Here is a 16,775-nt window from a genome sequence, read left to right as displayed (position 1 = left end):
CGCCATGGAAAACGTCCGCCACCTGACAGGCTTTGGAAACGAGCACGCATCGGAGGCTGTCGCCGGTGCGCTCCCCGTAGGCCAGAACACGCCCCAGCGCGTCGCGTTCGGCCTCTACGCCGAGCAGCTCTCCGGCACCGCGTTCACCGCGCCGCGCGGCGTGAACCGGCGCACGTGGCTGTACCGGCTGCGGCCCAGCGCGGGCCACCCGGCGTACCGGCCCGTGGAGGCCCGCTCGCTGAGGAGCGGACCGTTCCGGGAGGTGCCTCCCTCGCCCAACCGGCTGCGGTGGAGCCCGGCGCCCATGCCCACCACGCCCACCACCTTCCTGGAGAGCCTCTTCACGCTGGGCGGCAACGGCTCCCCGGCAGAGAACGCGGGCGCGGCGGTGCACCTCTACGCGGCGACCGCGTCCATGACGGACACGGCCTTCTTCAACGCGGACGGGGAGCTGCTCATCGTCCCCCAGTCCGGGACGCTGCGCATCGTCACGGAGCTGGGCGTGCTGGAGGTTCCGCCCGGCCACGTCGCGCTCATCCCGCGCGGCATGCGCATGCGGGTGGAGCTGCCCGGCGGCCCCGCGCGCGGATACATCTGCGAGAACTACGGCGCTCAGTTCCGGCTCCCGGAGCTGGGGCCCATCGGCTCCAACGGCCTGGCGAACCCGCGCGACTTCGTGGCGCCGCACGCGGCGTATGAAGACGTGGAGCGCCCCACGCGCGTGGTGCAGAAGTTCCAGGGGAACCTCTGGGAGACGACGCTGGACCACTCGCCATTCGACGTCGTGGCATGGCACGGCAACTACGCGCCGTACACGTACGACCTGGCGCGCTTCAACACCATCAACACCGTGAGCTACGACCACCCGGATCCGTCCATCTTCACGGTGCTCACGTCGCCCAGTGACACGCCGGGAACGGCGAACTGCGACTTCGTCATCTTCCCGCCCCGGTGGATGGTGGCGGAGAACACCTTCCGGCCGCCCTGGTTCCACCGCAACGTGATGAGCGAATTGATGGGCCTGGTGCACGGCGTCTACGACGCCAAGGCGGACGCGTTCCTCCCCGGCGGCGCGTCGCTCCACAACTGCATGAGCGCCCACGGCCCGGACCGCAAGACCTACGAAGCCGCCGTCGCCGCGGAGCTGACGCCAAAGAAGATCGACAACACGCTCGCCTTCATGTTCGAGACCCGCTGGGTCATCGCGCCCACGCGACAGGCGATAGAGAGCCCCGTCCTCCAGAAGGACTACGACGCCTGTTGGGCGGACCTGCCCAAGGCGAAGCTTTCGTCCTCGGGAGGAGGCCAGCCGTGAAGCTCGCCTCGCTCGACACAGGAAGGGATGGACGGCTCGTCGTCGTGACGAAGGACCTGTCCCGGCAGGCGGATGCGTCCGCCATCGCGCCCACGCTCCAGGCCGCGCTGGATGACTGGGACCGCCATGCGCCAGCCCTGCGCGCGCTGGCGGAGCGGCTGGAGCGCGGAGAGGTTCCGGGAGCGCCCTTCGACCCCGCCCGGTGCGCGGCCCCCCTGCCCCGCGCCTACCAGTGGGCGGACGGCTCCGCGTACGTGAACCACGTGGAGCTGGTGCGCAGGGCGCGCGGCGCGGAGCTGCCGCCCTCCTTCTGGACCGACCCCTTGATGTACCAGGGCGGCTCCGACGGCTTCCTCGGGCCGCGCCAGCCCATCCCGCTCGCCGACGAGGCGTGGGGCTGCGACATGGAGGGCGAGGTCGTGGTGGTGACCCGCGACGTGCCGCTCGGTGCCACGCGCGAGCAGGCCCTGGGCGCCGTCGTCCTGGTGGGGCTGGTCAACGACGTGTCGCTGCGCAACCTCATTCCGAACGAGCTGGCGAAGGGCTTCGGCTTCTTCCAGTCCAAGCCCGCGTCGGCGTTCTCGCCGGTGTTCGTCACGCCGGAGGAGCTGGGCACCGCGTGGCGGGAAGGCAAGCTGCACCGCCGCCTGGAGGTCTTCCTCGACGGCGAGCCCTTCGGCCGCGCGGACGCGGGCGTGGACATGACGTTCGACTTCGGCACGCTGGTGGCCCACGCGGCGAAGACGCGCTCGCTGTGCGCGGGCAGCATCATCGGCTCCGGCACGGTGTCCAACCGGGGTCCGGACGGCGGTCCCGGTAAGCCGGTGGGTGCGGGTGGGGCGGGCTACTCGTGCATCGCGGAGGTGCGCGTGGTGGAGACGCTCCGGGACGGCGCGCCGAAGACGCCGTTCCTCAAGCGCGGCAACCGGGTGCGCATCGAGATGCGGGACGACTCGGGCGCCAGCATCTTCGGCGCCATCGACCAGGCGGTCGGCGGGTAGGCGGGGAAAGAAGGGGCCCCTTTCCGTCAGGGCCCCTTGTTCCGCCCGTCCGGCGCGCAGCAGGATTCACGCGCGCCTCCCATGCTCCTGACCCTTTCGACGACCCACTCGCCCGCGACGGACCTGGGCTACCTGCTGCACAAGAACCCGGAACGGCCCCAGTCCTTCGAGCTGCCCTTCGGACTGGCGCACGTCTTCTACCCGGAGGCCTCCGTCAGCCGCACCACGGCGGCGCTCCTCCTGGAGGTGGACCCCGTCGCATTGGTGCGCGGCCGGCCGTCGTCAGGCGGCGGCCAGGGCGGTCCGCTGGAGCAGTACGTCAACGACCGGCCCTACGTGGCGTCGTCCTTCATGAGCGTGGCGCTGTCCCGCGTCTTCGGCACCGCGCTGTCCGGGCGCAGCAAGGACCGGCCGGAGCTGGCAGAACAGCCCATCCCCCTCTCCGCCCGCCTGTCGGTGCTGCCCTGCCGGGGCGGTGAAGCCTTCCTGCGCCGCCTCTTCGAACCGCTCGGCTACACCGTCACCGCGACCCGCCACGCGCTGGATGAGACGGTGCCCGCGTGGGGAGACAGCCGCTACTTCACCGTGACGCTGGAGGGACAGGTACGCCTGGGCGACCTGCTCTCGCACCTGTACGTGCTCATCCCGGTGCTCGACGACGACAAGCACTACTGGGTCGGCGACGAGGAGGTGGAGAAGCTGGTGCGCCACGGTGAGGGCTGGCTCGCCGCGCACCCGGAGCGCGAGCAGATTGCCCGCCGCTACCTGCGCCACCGCCACAGCCTGGCGCGCGAGGCCCTGGAGCGGCTCGCGGGCGACGAGGCCCCCGAGCCCGAGGAACGCCAGGAGGCGCGCAACGCCGAGGAGGCCGTGCTCGAGTCTCGCCTGAGCCTCAACGAGCAGCGGCTCCAGACGGTGATGACCACCCTCCAGGAGCACGGCGCCGCGCGCGTGGTGGACCTGGGCTGCGGCGAGGGCAAGCTCCTCAAGGCCCTCTTGAAGGACCGCCGCTTCACGGAACTCGTGGGCATGGACGTGTCCCACCGCACGCTGGAGATTGCCCAGGACCGGCTCGGCATCGAACGGATGCCGGACCTGCAACGCCAGCGCGTGAAGCTGCTGCACGGCTCGCTCCTGTACCGCGACCAGCGGCTCGCGGGCTTCGACGCCGCCACCGTCATCGAGGTCATCGAGCACCTGGACATGCCGCGCCTCGCGGCCTTCGAGCGCGCACTCTTCGAGTACACGCGGCCGGGCCTCATCCTCCTCACCACCCCCAACGCCGAGTACAACGTGCGCTTCACCTCGCTCCCCGCCGGAACCTTCCGCCACCGCGACCACCGCTTCGAGTGGACCCGCGCCGAGTTCGAGGCGTGGGCGGCCAGCATGTGCGAGCGCTACGGCTACACCGTGCGCTTCCTGCCGGTGGGAGAGAACGACGCGGAGGTCGGCGCGCCGACGCAGATGGCGGTGTTCACGCGATGAACCTCCACATTCCAGAGCTGTCGCTCGTCGTGCTGATTGGCCCCTCCGGCTCGGGGAAATCCACCTTCGCGCGCCGGCACTTCAAGCCCACGGAGGTGCTCTCCTCGGACACCTACCGGGGCTTCGTGTCCGACGACGAGAACAACCAGGAGGCGACGAAGGACGCCTTCGAAACCCTGCGCTACGTCGCTGCGAAGCGGCTGGCGCGGGGCCTGCTCACCGTGGTGGACGCCACCAACGTGCAGCCGGAGTCCCGCAAGGCCTTCGTGGAGCTGGCGCGCGAGTACCACGTGCTGCCCGTGGCGCTGGTGCTGGACGTGCCGGAGCGCACCTGCATCGAGCGCAACCAGCAGCGGCCGGACCGCGCCGCCAGCTTCCGCTTCGTGCGCAACCAGGTTTCGCAAATGCACCGCTCCCTGCGCGGCCTGGAGCGCGAGGGCTTCCGCCACCTCCACGTCCTCAAGCCGGACGCCATCGAACGCGTGGTGCTGGAGCGCCAGCCGCTCTGGTGCAACCTCAAGCACGAGCGCGGGCCGTTCGACATCATCGGAGACATCCACGGCTGCCGCGAGGAACTGGAGGCGCTGCTCGCGAAGCTGTGCTACCAGCTGCAACCGCGCGCGGACGGCACGCCGGGCTTCGACGTGCGTCCGCCCGAAGGCCGCAAGGCCGTCTTCCTGGGCGACCTGGTGGACCGGGGCCCGGACATCCCGGGCGTGCTGCGGCTGGTGATGGACATGGTGGAGGCCGGCACCGCGCTGTGCGTGCCGGGCAACCACGAGATGAAGCTCCTGCGCAAGCTGCGCGGCGGCAAGGTCAACGTGTCCCACGGCATGGCCCAGACGCTGGAGCAGCTGGAGAAGGAACCGCCGGAGTTCCACCAGCGCGTGGCGAAGTTCATCGACGACCGGGTGTCCCACTACGTGCTGGACGACGGGCGACTGGTGGTGGCGCACGCGGGCCTGAAGGAGAGCATGCAGGGCCGGGGCTCCGGCCGCGTGCGCACCTTCGCGCTCTACGGCGAGACGACAGGCGAGACGGACGAGTACGGCTTCCCGGTGCGCTTCAACTGGGCGGCGGAGTACCGGGGCCGCGCGGCGGTGGTGTACGGCCACCAGGCCGTGCTGGAGGCCGAGTGGGTCAACAACACGCTGTGCGTGGACACCGGCTGCGTCTACGGCGGCCAGCTCACCGCCCTGCGCTACCCGGAGCGGGAGCTGGTGTCCGTGCCCGCGCAGCGCGTGTACTGCGAGCCGGTGAAGCCCCTGGGCACCCCGGCCCCGTCCGGCCTGAGCGCGCAGCAGCAGGCGGATGACGTGCTGGACCTGGAGGACGTGAGGGGCAAGCGCATCATCTCCACGCGGCTGGCCGCGCACGTCACCCTGCGCGAGGAGAACACCACCGCCGCGCTGGAGGCGATGAGCCGCTTCGCCATGGATCCGCGCTGGCTCATCTACCTGCCGCCCACCATGTCGCCGTCGGAGACGAGCACCCTGCCCGGCTTCCTGGAGCATCCCCAGCAGGCGTTCGACTACTACCGCAAGGAGGGCGTGGCCCAGGTCGTCTGCGAGGAGAAGCACATGGGCTCGCGCGCCGTCGTCGTCATCGCGCGCGACGCGGACGCCGCCCGCCGCCGCTTCGGCGTCACCGCTGGAGAGACGGGCGTCTGCTACACGCGCACGGGCCGGCGCTTCTTCACCGACGACGCCCTGGAGGCCGCGTTCCTCGCGCGCGTCCGGGCGGCGCTGGACGCGTCCGGCTTCTGGGAGGAGCTGAAGACGGACTGGGCCTGCCTGGACTGCGAGCTGATGCCCTGGTCGCTCAAGGCCCAGGAGCTGCTGCGCGACCCGTACGCCGCCGTGGGGGCGGCCTCCCGCGCGGCGCTGACGGACGTGGTGTCCGTGCTGGGCCAGGCCACCGCCCGGGGACTGCCGCTGGGTGAGCTGTCCGCGCGCTTCACGGACAAGGCCACCCACGTGCAGCGCTACGTGGAGGCGTACCGGCGCTACTGCTGGCCGGTGACGTCGCTGGACGACGTGCGCCTGGCGCCGTTCCACCTGCTGGCCACGGAGGGCGCGGCCCACGTGGACAAGGACCACGTCTGGCACATGGAGACGCTGGCACGAGTGTGCCGCGCGGATCCGTCGTTCCTGGTGGCCACGCCCTACCGCGTCGTGGCGCTGGAGGACGCGGACGCGGTGGCCGGCGGCGTGCGGTGGTGGGAGGAGCTCACCGCGCGTGGCGGCGAGGGCATGGTGGTGAAGCCCTTCGGCTTCGCGGTGCGCGGACGCAAGGGCGTGGTGCAGCCCGCCATCAAGTCCCGGGGCCCGGAGTACCTGCGCATCATCTACGGTCCGGAGTACACCGCGCCCGCGAACCTGGACCGGCTGCGCCAGCGCGGCCTGGGCACCAAGCGCTCACTCGCGCTGCGCGAGTTCGCGCTGGGCGTGGAGGGACTGGAGCGCTTCACGAAGAAGGAGTCCCTGCGCCGCGTGCACGAGTGCGTGTTCGGCGTGCTCGCCCTGGAGAGCGAGCCCGTCGACCCGCGGCTCTGACTCAGTAGTTGAACTGGAGCTGGAGGCGCGTCACGTGCCCCTGCTCCTGCACATACGGGTAGCGCGACGAGGTGCGGTCCGCGATGACGTAGGCGGCCGTCAGCTCCAGGGCCTTCCAGATCTGCCACTCCGCGCCCAGCTCCAGCTCGCGCACGTCATAGCGGGGGGCGTTGGTCTCGAACTTCTTGCCGCCCTTGTAGAGCGTGCCGCGCACGTAGGGGATGAGCGACACGCCCACCACGCCGTCCAGCTTGTACATGAGCTGCGCGTAGCCGCCCTGGAGGTTCCGGCTGTCGATGAGCAGCGCCTCGTCCGGGAACGAGCCCTGCGACGGACCGCGCCCGAAGTTGTATTCCGCCTGGAAGCCCAGCGGCTGCGGGTAGATGGTCAGGCTGACGATGCCGCGGGCATCCACCATGTTGGGGCCCCGCGCGAGCGCATAGGCCGCGTCATCGCGCGGAGTCGCGGTGGTGTTGAAGCGGCCGTAGTAGCCACCGACACCGGCCTCCACATACTGGGAGCCGAAGAGGAAGGGATAGGTGACGCGCGCGATGGCGTGGGGGCTGTTGTTGCGCTCGGCGCGGTTGGCCGTCTGGCCGTTGTAGACGCCCAGGCCCACCACGCCGTAGTCGCCAGAGCCCTTGAGGCCGCTGTCGACGAGGAACTTGAAGCGCTCGCGGATGTGCGCGGGCGCCCAGTAGAAGAACACGCCCAGGTCGCGCTCGTCCTTCAGCGCGCTGTTGATGGCGTCGTTGCGATCCAGCGCCAGTCGGTTCTGGCTGGACTGGAGGTTCTCGAAGCCGAACGGCACCTTCGACTGGCCCACGCGGAAGCGGAACTCCTTCTTCGCGTCCACGAAGATGTCCGCGTACCAGTCCCGCATGATGGCGACGTTGTACTGGTCACCGATGACGGAGGCGAAGTCCGGCTGCAGGTAGATGGACACGTGCGGGTGCACGTCCCCGAAGATGACGAGCCGCGCGCGGCGGATGCCGAAGCCGGTGTCCTTGCCCAGGAAGCGGTCGCCCTGATCGTTGATGAGCGAGTCGTTCACCCGGAAGCTGGGCAGCCGGTTGTAGCGGACCTGCGTGTAGCCCCGGAGGCGGAGGGTCTCGTACCAGGGTTTGGTCTTCTCCTTTTCCTTCTCCTTCTCCTCCGCGGGAGGCGGCAGCGCGGCGGGAGGCACGGGCGCGGAGGGCTCCGCGGGGGGCGCGACCTCACCCTGGGGCGAGGGCTCGGGCGGAGTCTCCTGGGCCTGGGACAGGGCGGAGGAGGAGAAGAGGAGCGCGGTACCAGCCAGCAGGGCCTGAAGGACGGAGCGGTGGGACGAGGCGAGGGTCATGGGTGCGTGGGAGCCGGGCGGGGAACAGGGAAGGACCCGCCCGGTCCCGATGTGGCGCTTCCGTTACCGAATGGCGCCGCCTTCCGCCACGCACCGCCCCCTGTTGTTGCCACACCGTTACCGGCGACCCGGTCCTGTCACACGAACGAGCGAGCCGTGTCACACGCCCGTGACATGCCCCTGCCGCCCACGCCTTGAACGAGTCATTCCCAGGGGTTGGCCTGGAAAAGCGGGGCCGAGGCAACCGGCGTCACGCTTTCGCGACAATCCCCTTCGGGCGGCATTCATCCGCTCCCCGGCAGCCGTCCGCCGGGCCCGCACCGGGTGTCTCCGTCACCTGGGAGAAGCGACATGACCTCGATTGGAAAGCCTGGCTCGCGCCCCACCTCGTCCCCCGTGAGCACGCAGCCGGTGAAGGCGCCCGCCACGGCGAAGCCCAACGCGGTGAAGGCCGCCGTCGCGCAGCGGATGAAGGACGGCTTCGACGCGGGCCCCCGCACGGGCGCCGCCTCCCGGCCGGTGCTGTCCGCGGAGATCCGCTCCGGTGAGGGCGCCGGGGGCGTCGGTGGTGCCCTGGGCAAGGCCGCGGGCAAGGCGGCCGGCGGCATCGGAGAAGCGCTGGGCAAGCTCGCGGGCCGCGTGGGCAGCGCCCTCGCCGGGCCGCAGGTGAGCACCAACGCGGACGGCCGCACGGTGGTGGACCTGGGCGCGGGCAACAACACCGCGACGGTGTCGCAGAACAAGGACGGCGGGCTGACCATCAAGTCCGGCAGCGACACGGTGACGCTGACGGCGGAGCAGGCCAAGGGAGCCGTCATCAACGGCGGCGCCGGCAACGACTCCATCACCGTGGACAAGAGCGTCACGCAAGACATCACCCTGGATGGCGGTGACGGCGATGACAAGCTCACGGGCGGCGCGGGCAACGACACGCTCATCGGCGGCGCGGGCAACGACACCGTCCTGGGTGGCGACGGCAACGACACGCTGAAGGGCCTGGACGGCGACGACTACCTGGAGGGCGGCGCGGGCGATGACCGCATCCAGGGTGGCGAGGGCCGCGACGTGATGTACGGCCTGGACGGCAACGACACCCTGTCCGGCGGCAGCGGCCGGGACTACATCGACGGCGGCGCGGGCGATGACCGGGCCTCCGGCGGCGCGGGGGATGATCAGGTCATCGGCGGGCGCGGCAACGACACGCTGTCCGGTGGCTCGGGCAACGACGCGGTGGCGGGCGGCGCGGGCCAGGACACGGTCCGGGGCGGCACGGGCACGGACAAGCTCTACGTGGAGGAGAACGAGGCCACCTGCGACGCGGCCGAGGGTGAGCGAGAGATCGTCGACATGACGGACGCCGACCAGCGCGGCCGCTCGGTGACGGTGTCGGGCAGCGCGGACTTCCAGGCGCGCGTGCAGTCGGACCTGGACGCGATGCGCTCGCTGCCTTCGGGCCAGGAGCTGCTGCGCACGCTGGATGACAGCGGCCACACCACGACCATCAAGGAGACGTCCAGCGGCAACTCCGCGTCCGCGCAGAACAAGGACGACGCCTGGTTCAACGCGGACGGCACGCCGGGCAAGGGCACCAACGGCACGGTGAACTACAACACCACGCGCATCTCGCTGGGCAGCGAGGACTGGATGAACCGCCCGCCCGTCGTCGCCCTGTTCCACGAGCTGGTGCACGCCTCGGACTACGCCAACGGCACGCTGGCGCTCGGTGAGAAGAACGGCGTGAACAACCGGGAGACGTCCGCCGTGGGCCTGCCCATCGACCTGGATCAGGACCCGTCCACGCCGGACGTGGTGCAGGGCGGCCGCCCCGGGGAGAACGTCCTCCGCGACGACCTGAACCTGCCCACCCGTCCGCGCTACTAGGACCTAGGGGGCGCGCTGCTCCCGCTCGGCCTTCTGGATGAGCTCCAGCAGGGAGCGCAGGTGCGGCTCCGTCACCGGCTCCACCAGCCGGACCGAGTGCCTCCTCCCTCCGTCGTCCTCGATGGTGACGGAGTAACTCGTCCGGTCCGCGCCCCGCTGGGGCGAAGCCCCCACGGTGGCCGGCTGTTCGAAGAAGCGGGCCTCCCGCACCTCCCGCTGGAGCGCCTCCGCCGTGGCGGGAGGCAGGGCCGCCAGGTCCACGGTGCGGGGCCTGGCGAGGCCCGGGAAGAAGGCGAGGCCTCCCTCCCGTCTGAGCTCGATTCGCATCACGTCGACCCCAGGGCCTAGTGCTTGCGCTGCACCGGCTGCGTGGCCTGCTTCTGCACCTGCGGCGTCCAGGCCGGCTGGCCTGCCCGCTCCTTGGAGACCTTGATGCCCACCTGGTTCCAGGCGTCGCGCACGATCTGCTCCTCTTCGCCGCTGCCGTAGAGCTTGGAGGCCGCCATCACGGTGAGCCGGGCGAAGGAGAGGAACGACGCGTTGGGCTTCAGCCTCGGGTCGCGCAGCGTCTCCAGCCAGATGAGGCCCGCCTTCTCCCACGAGTAGCCTTTCAGGTTGATGGCCGCGACGCAGAAGGCCTTGTTGGGGATGCCGGAGTTGATGTGCACGCCGCCGTTGTCCTCCCACGTGTTGACGAAGTCCTTCATCTGGGCCGGCTGCGGGTCCTTGCCCAGCACCGAATCATCGAACGCGGTGCCCGGATCCTTCATGGAGCGCAGGGCCTTGCCCTGGACCTTGTCCGTGAGGAGCCCCGCGCCGATGAGCCAGTCGGCCTGGTCCACCGTCTGATTCAGCAGACGCTGCTTCACGATGGAGCCGAAGCAGTCTGACAGGGACTCGTTGAGCGCGCCCGCCTGGGAGAAGTAGGCAAGAGGCCCCTCGTGCTCCGTCACGCCGTGGGTCAGCTCGTGCCCGATGACGTCCACGGAGATGGTGAAGCGGTTGAAGAGCTCGCCGTCGCCGTCGCCGAACACCATGCGCTCGCCGTCCCAGAAGGCGTTGTCGTAGCCGCTGCCATAGTGAACGTGACCGTTCAGCGGCATGCCGTTGCCGTCAATGGAGTTGCGCCCGTAGACCTGCCAGTAGAGGTCATACGTCGCGCCCAGGCCGACGTAGGCTTCGTCGACCGCCTGGTCGCTGACGTCGTCCGACCCCTCGGTGCGGACCACCGTCCCCGGAAGGGCCTCGGTGTTCTTCACGTCGTAGATGGTGCGCTGCTTGGCGCTCTCCACGACCATGGGAGGGGGGATGATGCGCTTCGCCGCCTGGGGCGCGCCGCTGGTGGACAGGCGGATGGAGCGCAGGGTGTTGTCGATGGAGAGTGTCCGCAGGGCCCGTGTGCGCTGCTGCGCTGAGCCGTTCTGCGCAATCTGCCGGCTGACGTACGGCGGCAGGATGCAGTGGTGGGAATGCCAGATTCGGGTGTTGCAGCACATCACCGTTCTCCTTCTGAAGGGGGTACCAGAAGACGATGGTGATGGCGGCGAACCGTGCTCGGGACACGGCACGGCATGGGCTCCCCGGTCGCCAGGGAACCCATGCGGCGCCACGCGCTCAGGCCTGCTCGCGTGGTGTCAGGGTTTGTGCAGGACGGCCGTGTCCCCCACCATCCACAGCTCCGACGAGGACGGCGCCCACACGCCCCGCAGGACGCGGCGGGTGCCGGTGGTCTCCGCGTTCCACTTGCCGCCGTCGAAGCGCAGCAGCGTGCCGTTGTCACCCACCGCCCAGACCTCGGTGGCGGAGCGTCCCATCAGCCCGTTGAGCTGGGACGTCGTGCCGCTGGCCGTGGGGAGCCAGAGCGAGCCGTTGTAGCGCAGCAGCGTGCCACCCGCGCCCGCGGCCCAGACGTCGGAGGGCCCGCTGCCCCACACCGCCTTCAGGCCCTTGTCGGTGCCGGAGGTCATCGTGCTCCAGGCGGTGCCATCCCAGCGCAGGATGGTGCCGGCATCGCCCACCGCGATGGCCAGCGAGGGCCCCTGCACCCAGACGGCTTGGAGCGCCGCCGTGCCCTCCACGGGCTTGCGCGTCCAGGCGGTGCCGTCGAAGTGGATGGCCTGGCCGGAGTCGCCCACCGCCCACACGTCCGCCGCGGACGAACCGTGGATGGCATTCAGGGCCTGGGAGTTCTCCGACTGGTACTGCGTGATGAAGCGGGCCCCGTCGAACTTGTAGATGCGGTCATGGAACGAGGACGTCACCCAGACCTCCGTCGGGGAGGCCGCGTAGACGCCCGACACGCTGTCGACGGGGGAGAAGTCCAGCTGGGGCTCGATCCATCCGCCACCGGTCCAGTGCAGCACGCGGCCCGGGGAGCCCACCGCCCAGACGTCCGACGGCCCCGTGCCATGGATGGCCCTCGCCACGCTCAAGGTGCGCAGCGGCGCCTGGGAGGTCCACGCCTGCCCGCTCCACTTCTGCACCTGCCCGCCCGAACCGAAGGACCACACGTTGTCAGGCCCGCTGCCGGTGATGGGCCCCACGGCGTCCTCGTCCGTGTCCGTCCACTTCGTGCCGTTGTAGACGTAGCCGAAGTCCTCTCCCCCCGACAGCACCAGCGAGGGCGACGCGGCGTACACGTAGAACAGCTGATCCGACGAGCGCAGGGACTGCTCGATGCCCGCGGGCGTCGTGCGGAACACCTGGCCGAAGTCATCGCAGAAGATGCAGGGGTCATCCGAGGCGACGGTCCAGACGTCGTTCGGGCCGGTGCCCGTCACCTGGTGGAAGTCGATGTCCGTGGTGCCCGCGTCGATGCCGGAGACCGCGCTGCCGTCATACCGGCGCAGCGTCCCGGACTGCCCCACCATCCAGACGTCCGAAGGCCCGCTGCCCCACACGCCGTTGAGGTCCTTCGTCGTGGCCGCGTCCACGCCCTGGAAGCCGCTGCCCCGCTCGCGCCGCACGGTGCCGCTCGCGCCCACGGCCCAGATGTCGCCCGGACCAGCGGCCCACACGGAGTTCAGGTCGCGCGCCGTCCCGGAGCTCACGGCGGAGAAGGCCCCGCCCGTCGTGGAGTGGAGCACGGCGCCGCCCGCCCCCACCATCCACACGTCCGTCGCGGAGAGCGCGTGCACGCCGCGCAGGGTGGTCAGCGTCCCGCTGGCCACGCGCGTCCACCGCGTTCCATCCCAGTGCTGGATGAAGCCGTCCTCGCCCACGGCCCAGCCGTCATTGGCCGCGCTGAAGTGCGCGCCCTTGAAGCTGTAGCCGTGGGGCAGCGGATACTCCCAGCACCAGCCGTCACTGCACTCGCGGTTCTCGGCGGGGATGCCGCAGGTCTGCGCCACGCCGCGCCCACCGCACACCTCCGGCGCCGCGCACGTGCCGCAGGAGACGGTGCCACCGCAGCCATCGGGTTCGGTGCCGCACTCGTTCCCGGGGCTGCACGCCGTCTTGATGTCGGGGCAGCCGCAGACGTTGTCCTCGCCGCCGCCGCCACAGGTGGCGGGCGCCGCGCAGGTGCCGCAGGAGACGGTGCCACCGCAGCCATCCGACGTGTCACCGCAGTTGAAGCCCTGCGACTCACACGTCCTGGGCACGCAGTCATCATCATCGTCCCCACAGCCGGCGGCGAAGGTCGCCACGCAGAGGAGCACGAAGGGGAGGGTCACCCTCCAGGAGTCGTCACGGGACATGGGCATCTCCAGACCGGAGGCGGGACTGAACCCCGCGAAACCACGCGGGGCGTGGCTCCGGTGCGGAAGTAAGGTTGCAAACGGCCGTCCGAGTGGATCGTCCGGACGTCCAGGTCCCCTCCTTTCGCGGGCTGCGTCATGCTCGACGTGTGGCGTCAATCAATCCAACGTCGTGCGTGACCTCGCGAGTGCCGCGCCGGCCACCGCGAGCACGAACAATCCCAGTGCGAGCAGGTCGTTCCCCATGTCCGCGAGCACCTGGTCCTTGAGCAGCGCGCCCCGGACGATGCGCAGGAAGTGCGTGACGGGGATGATTTCGCCCAGCACCCGCGCCCACGGCGGCAGCCCCAGGAAGGGGAAGGCGAAGCCGGAGAGGAAGATGGACGGCAGCATGTAGAACATGGACATCTGCATCGCCTGGAGCTGGCTGCGCGCCACGGTGGAGATGAGGTAGCCCAAGGACAGGTTGCCCACGATGAACAGCACGATGCCGCACGCCAGGGCCAGCCATCCCGCGGGCGAGCGCGCCATGGGCACCGAGAACAACCCCCGCGCCATGCCCAGCACGACGGCGGTCTGCACCAGCCCCACGACGACGTACGGCGTGAGCTTGCCCACCATGATCTCCGCCGGGGTTGCGGGCGTGGACAGGAGCGTCTCCATGGTGCCGCGCTCGCGCTCGCGGGTGACGGCCATGGCGGTCATCATCACCAGCGTCATGGACAGGATGATGCCCAGCAGGCCCGGCACGATGTGGACCGGCGAGCGGCTCTCCGGGTTGTAGCGCCGGTGCACCACCACCTCGAAGGCGGGCGCGGCCGCCCGGAGCGCCCCCAGCCCCACCCGCTCGTTCCGCAGCGCCTCCATGGGCAGCACGCTCACCGCGGCGAGCGCCCCCGCCGCGGCCTGAGGGTCGGACGCGTCCGCCTCCGCGAGGATTTGGGCGCGCTCGCCCTTGAGCACCCGCCGGGTGAAGTCCGGCGGGATGGTGATGCCGAGCATCACCTGTCCCCGGCGGATGAGCTGATCCAGCTCCTCGTCGGAGCGAGGCAGGTAGCGCACGTCCACGTAGCCGGTGCGCTCCAGCGCGGCGACGACGGAGTTCGCCAGGGTGCTGGTGTCGTGGGACAGCACCGCGGCGGGCAGGTGCCGGGGATCCATGTTGATGGCGTAGCCGAAGATGAGCAGCTGCATCACCGGCATGAGGAGGATCATCGCGTAGGTGATGCGGTCGCGCCGCAGCTGCGTGAACTCCTTGAGCAGCACGGCCAGGATGCGCGGAAGCGAGCCCGTCATGACGTGTACCGTTCGTCGCGCTCGCGACCCATGAGCTGGATGAAGACGTCCTCCAGGGAGGGCGTCACCTCGCTCCACCGGTAGGGCTCCTTGCGCCAGGGGCCGAGCGCGGCCTCCAGGGCGTCACGCTTCAGCCCGCTGACGTGCACGGCGGCGCCGAACGCGGAGGCACTGAGCACGCCGTCCGCCTGGGACAGCAGGTGCGCCGCGCGGTCGATGCCGGGCCCCTCGCCCAGGAACGTCACCAGCCCGGAGTCGCGGATGAGCGTGTCCGCCGTGCCCCTCGCGATGAGGCGCCCGTACAGGATGTAGCCGATGTCGTGGCAGCGCTCCGCCTCGTCCATGTAGTGCGTGGACACCAGCACCGTGAGCCCGCCCGCGGCGAGCGTGTGGATTTCGTCCCAGAACTCGCGGCGGGCCTTGGGGTCCACGCCCGCGGTGGGCTCGTCCAGGAGCAGCAGGCGGGGCTCGTGCAGCGTCGCCGCGGCCAGCGCCAGGCGCTGCTTCCAGCCTCCGGAGAGCGCGCCCGCGAGCTGGTCGCGCCGGTCGAAGAGGCCCAGCCGGTGGAGCGTGTCCTCCACCCTTTCGCGCCGCTGGTCCAGGCCGTGGACGCGCGCGACGAAGGCCAGGTTCTCCTCCAGGGTCATGTCCTCGTAGAGGGAGAACTTCTGCGTCATGTAGCCCGTCTGGCGCTTGATGGCGTCGCCCCGGGCGCGGAAGTCCAGGCCCAGCACGGTGCCCTCGCCGCTGTCGGGCGTGAGCAGTCCGCACAGCAGCCGCAGCGTCGTCGTCTTGCCGGAGCCGTTGGGGCCCAGGAAGCCGGTGATGCGTCCGGAGTCCACGGCGATGGAGACGTCCCGCACGACGTGCCGGTCGCCGAAGGACTTGTTGAGCCCGCGCACGTCGATGGCCCGCTCGTTCATCGGTCCGCCTCCACGGGTGCCTGCTTCAGCGGTGTCACGTCGATGGGTTGCCCGGGCAAGAGGCGCGTGGGCGCGGAGGGCACCGCCTCCAGCAGGAACACCAGCTTCTGCCGCGTCTCCAGGCTGTAGATGATGGGCGGCGTGTACTCCGGGCGCGAGGCGACGTAGTCCACGCGCGCCGTCATCCCGGTGTCGCAGCCGTCGCAGGCGATGGCCACGTCCGTGCCTGGCGGAAAGGACGCCACCCTCCCCTGCGGCACGTAGAAGCGCACCTTCAGCTTCGCGTCCGGGATGATGCTGACGACGGGGGCGTTGGGCATGGCCCACTCGCCCTGCTGGAAGAGGACGTCCTCCACGCGGCCCACGACGGGAGACACGGGCGCCAGCTCCACGACCTGTTGCTGCGCGGCGGTGACGCCCGCGCGTCCGCTGGCGAGCTGGGCGCGGACGACCTCCAGCTGCGCGCCCGCCGCCGCCACGTCCGTGCGGGCCACGTCGCGCTGGGCATGCGCGCGTGTCGCCGTCGCGCGCAGCAGGTCCAGCTGCTGGGGCGTCACGGCGCCCTCGATGGCCTTCTGGACGGCGACGAGCCGGGCCAGCTCCGCGTCCGCGCGGTCCGCCTCCGCCTGCGCGGCGACGAGCGAGGCGCGGGCGCGGGCCACATCCGACTGGCGCGCGAGCAGCTGCGCTTCGATCTGCCCCACCTGCGCCCGCGCCTGGTCTGCCCGCGCAGTCAGCGACGTGGGATCCATGCGGAACAGCGGCGTGCCCACCTCCACGCGTTGTCCACGCTCCACCGACACGGACGCCACCATGCCGGCCACTGGCGAGGACAGGTAGACGTTGTCGCTGACCACGAAGCCGGTGAAGCGCGGCGACGGTTCCGGGGCCGGCCGCCGCAGCCACAGGATGCCGCTGATGATGACGGCGACCAGCACCGCCCCCGCGACGATGCCGCGCTTCGAGTGTTTCCTCTTCCTGCCCGGTCCCGACACCCGTGCCTCCTGGCGCGGCCTCGCCGCGATTGGAGCGCCCCCCCGAGCGCGGCGGGGCCACGCTACGCCTGCCTCGCCCAGGGGGTCCGCGTCCGGCGCACGGGCCTGTCCTGAACCCGTGTCCTGGCGTCACCTTGAGCACCAGACGTGCCAGCACTGAACGCCAGGGGAGCCCTCGAGGGCAGGCCCTTCGCTGTTCGGATTTCCGACGCAGGGTGCCGGGTCGCCGGAATTCCAGACACACAGCGCGCCAAAACATACCACTCGGATTGTCATTTTTTACA

The 16,775-nt window shown here is 70.7% G+C and carries 12 protein-coding genes; 5 read left to right on the top strand and 7 right to left on the bottom strand.

Annotated elements, in window-relative coordinates:
* Window positions 1-4 precede the first annotated feature (4 nt).
* The 4 genes from hmgA (at window position 5) to D7W82_RS03335 (ending at window position 6,356) form a co-directional block, all read left to right on the top strand.
* Entirely contained in the window at window positions 5-1,315 is a 1,311-nt protein-coding gene (gene hmgA / locus D7W82_RS03350; RefSeq protein WP_120616928.1) for a homogentisate 1,2-dioxygenase, read from the top strand.
* Window positions 1,312-2,316 carry a fumarylacetoacetate hydrolase family protein gene (locus D7W82_RS03345; protein ID WP_120616927.1) on the top strand — a complete coding sequence of 335 codons (1,005 nt, stop codon included), beginning with the start codon at window positions 1,312-1,314 and terminating at the stop codon, window positions 2,314-2,316. The genes hmgA and D7W82_RS03345 overlap by 4 nt, the downstream gene beginning before the upstream one ends.
* An 81-nt stretch (window positions 2,317-2,397) precedes the next feature.
* The gene (locus tag D7W82_RS03340) at window positions 2,398-3,801 is read left to right on the top strand and encodes a 3' terminal RNA ribose 2'-O-methyltransferase Hen1 (RefSeq protein WP_120616971.1); all 1,404 of its coding nucleotides are present in this window, start codon (window positions 2,398-2,400) and stop codon (window positions 3,799-3,801) included.
* Window positions 3,798-6,356: a polynucleotide kinase-phosphatase gene (locus tag D7W82_RS03335; protein WP_120616926.1), complete on the top strand. Its 2,559-nt coding sequence runs from the start codon at window positions 3,798-3,800 to the stop codon at window positions 6,354-6,356. Before D7W82_RS03340 ends, D7W82_RS03335 begins: the two co-directional genes overlap by 4 nt.
* 1 nt (window position 6,357) lies before the next feature.
* On the opposite strand, the gene D7W82_RS03330 is transcribed toward D7W82_RS03335, so the two are convergent.
* Window positions 6,358-7,698 (bottom strand): porin, encoded by a 1,341-nt coding sequence (locus tag D7W82_RS03330; protein ID WP_120616925.1) that lies wholly within the window; start codon window positions 7,696-7,698, stop codon window positions 6,358-6,360.
* A 351-nt stretch (window positions 7,699-8,049) separates the two neighbouring features.
* Between D7W82_RS03330 and D7W82_RS03325 the strand changes: the two genes are divergently transcribed.
* Window positions 8,050-9,579, top strand: coding sequence for a M91 family zinc metallopeptidase (locus D7W82_RS03325; protein ID WP_120616924.1), 1,530 nt, complete (start codon window positions 8,050-8,052; stop codon window positions 9,577-9,579).
* A 3-nt stretch (window positions 9,580-9,582) separates the two neighbouring features.
* On the opposite strand, the gene D7W82_RS03320 is transcribed toward D7W82_RS03325, so the two are convergent.
* From D7W82_RS03320 to D7W82_RS03295, 6 genes are all read right to left on the bottom strand, one after another.
* On the bottom strand, window positions 9,583-9,906 hold the full coding sequence (locus D7W82_RS03320) for a protealysin inhibitor emfourin (protein ID WP_120616923.1): 324 nt from the start codon (window positions 9,904-9,906) through the stop codon (window positions 9,583-9,585).
* A 17-nt stretch (window positions 9,907-9,923) separates the two neighbouring features.
* Entirely contained in the window at window positions 9,924-11,075 is a 1,152-nt protein-coding gene (locus tag D7W82_RS03315; RefSeq protein WP_120616922.1) for a M4 family metallopeptidase, read from the bottom strand.
* Window positions 11,076-11,213: 138 nt separating this feature from the next.
* Entirely contained in the window at window positions 11,214-13,277 is a 2,064-nt protein-coding gene (locus D7W82_RS03310; RefSeq protein ID WP_120616921.1) for a hypothetical protein, read from the bottom strand.
* Window positions 13,278-13,436: 159 nt separating this feature from the next.
* Entirely contained in the window at window positions 13,437-14,573 is a 1,137-nt protein-coding gene (locus D7W82_RS03305) for an ABC transporter permease (protein WP_120616920.1), read from the bottom strand.
* Window positions 14,570-15,496, bottom strand: a complete 927-nt coding sequence (locus tag D7W82_RS03300) for an ABC transporter ATP-binding protein (RefSeq protein ID WP_120616919.1) — start codon at window positions 15,494-15,496, stop codon at window positions 14,570-14,572. The genes D7W82_RS03305 and D7W82_RS03300 overlap by 4 nt, the downstream gene beginning before the upstream one ends.
* The gene (locus D7W82_RS03295; RefSeq protein ID WP_147439211.1) at window positions 15,493-16,491 is read right to left on the bottom strand and encodes an HlyD family secretion protein; all 999 of its coding nucleotides are present in this window, start codon (window positions 16,489-16,491) and stop codon (window positions 15,493-15,495) included. The genes D7W82_RS03300 and D7W82_RS03295 overlap by 4 nt, the downstream gene beginning before the upstream one ends.
* Between the last annotated feature and the right edge of the window lie 284 nt (window positions 16,492-16,775).

This window comes from Corallococcus sp. CA049B, from assembly GCF_003611685.1.
Classification (GTDB): domain Bacteria; phylum Myxococcota; class Myxococcia; order Myxococcales; family Myxococcaceae; genus Corallococcus; species Corallococcus coralloides.
Note: the sequence above shows the minus strand (reverse complement) of the source record. Positions and strands in the feature narration are given on the sequence as shown.

Excerpts from the sequence above, each read along its gene's own strand:
- D7W82_RS03330 (WP_120616925.1), bottom strand. The coding sequence starts at position 7,698 with ATGACCCTCGCCTCGTCCCACCGCTCCGTCCTTCAGGCCCTGCTGGCT.
- D7W82_RS03320 (WP_120616923.1), bottom strand. The coding sequence starts at position 9,906 with ATGCGAATCGAGCTCAGACGGGAGGGAGGCCTCGCCTTCTTCCCGGGC.
- D7W82_RS03335 (WP_120616926.1), top strand. The coding sequence starts at position 3,798 with ATGAACCTCCACATTCCAGAGCTGTCGCTCGTCGTGCTGATTGGCCCC.
- hmgA (WP_120616928.1), top strand. The coding sequence starts at position 5 with ATGGAAAACGTCCGCCACCTGACAGGCTTTGGAAACGAGCACGCATCG.
- D7W82_RS03300 (WP_120616919.1), bottom strand. The coding sequence starts at position 15,496 with ATGAACGAGCGGGCCATCGACGTGCGCGGGCTCAACAAGTCCTTCGGC.
- D7W82_RS03315 (WP_120616922.1), bottom strand. The coding sequence starts at position 11,075 with ATGTGCTGCAACACCCGAATCTGGCATTCCCACCACTGCATCCTGCCG.
- D7W82_RS03325 (WP_120616924.1), top strand. The coding sequence starts at position 8,050 with ATGACCTCGATTGGAAAGCCTGGCTCGCGCCCCACCTCGTCCCCCGTG.
- D7W82_RS03310 (WP_120616921.1), bottom strand. The coding sequence starts at position 13,277 with ATGTCCCGTGACGACTCCTGGAGGGTGACCCTCCCCTTCGTGCTCCTC.
- D7W82_RS03340 (WP_120616971.1), top strand. The coding sequence starts at position 2,398 with ATGCTCCTGACCCTTTCGACGACCCACTCGCCCGCGACGGACCTGGGC.
- D7W82_RS03305 (WP_120616920.1), bottom strand. The coding sequence starts at position 14,573 with ATGACGGGCTCGCTTCCGCGCATCCTGGCCGTGCTGCTCAAGGAGTTC.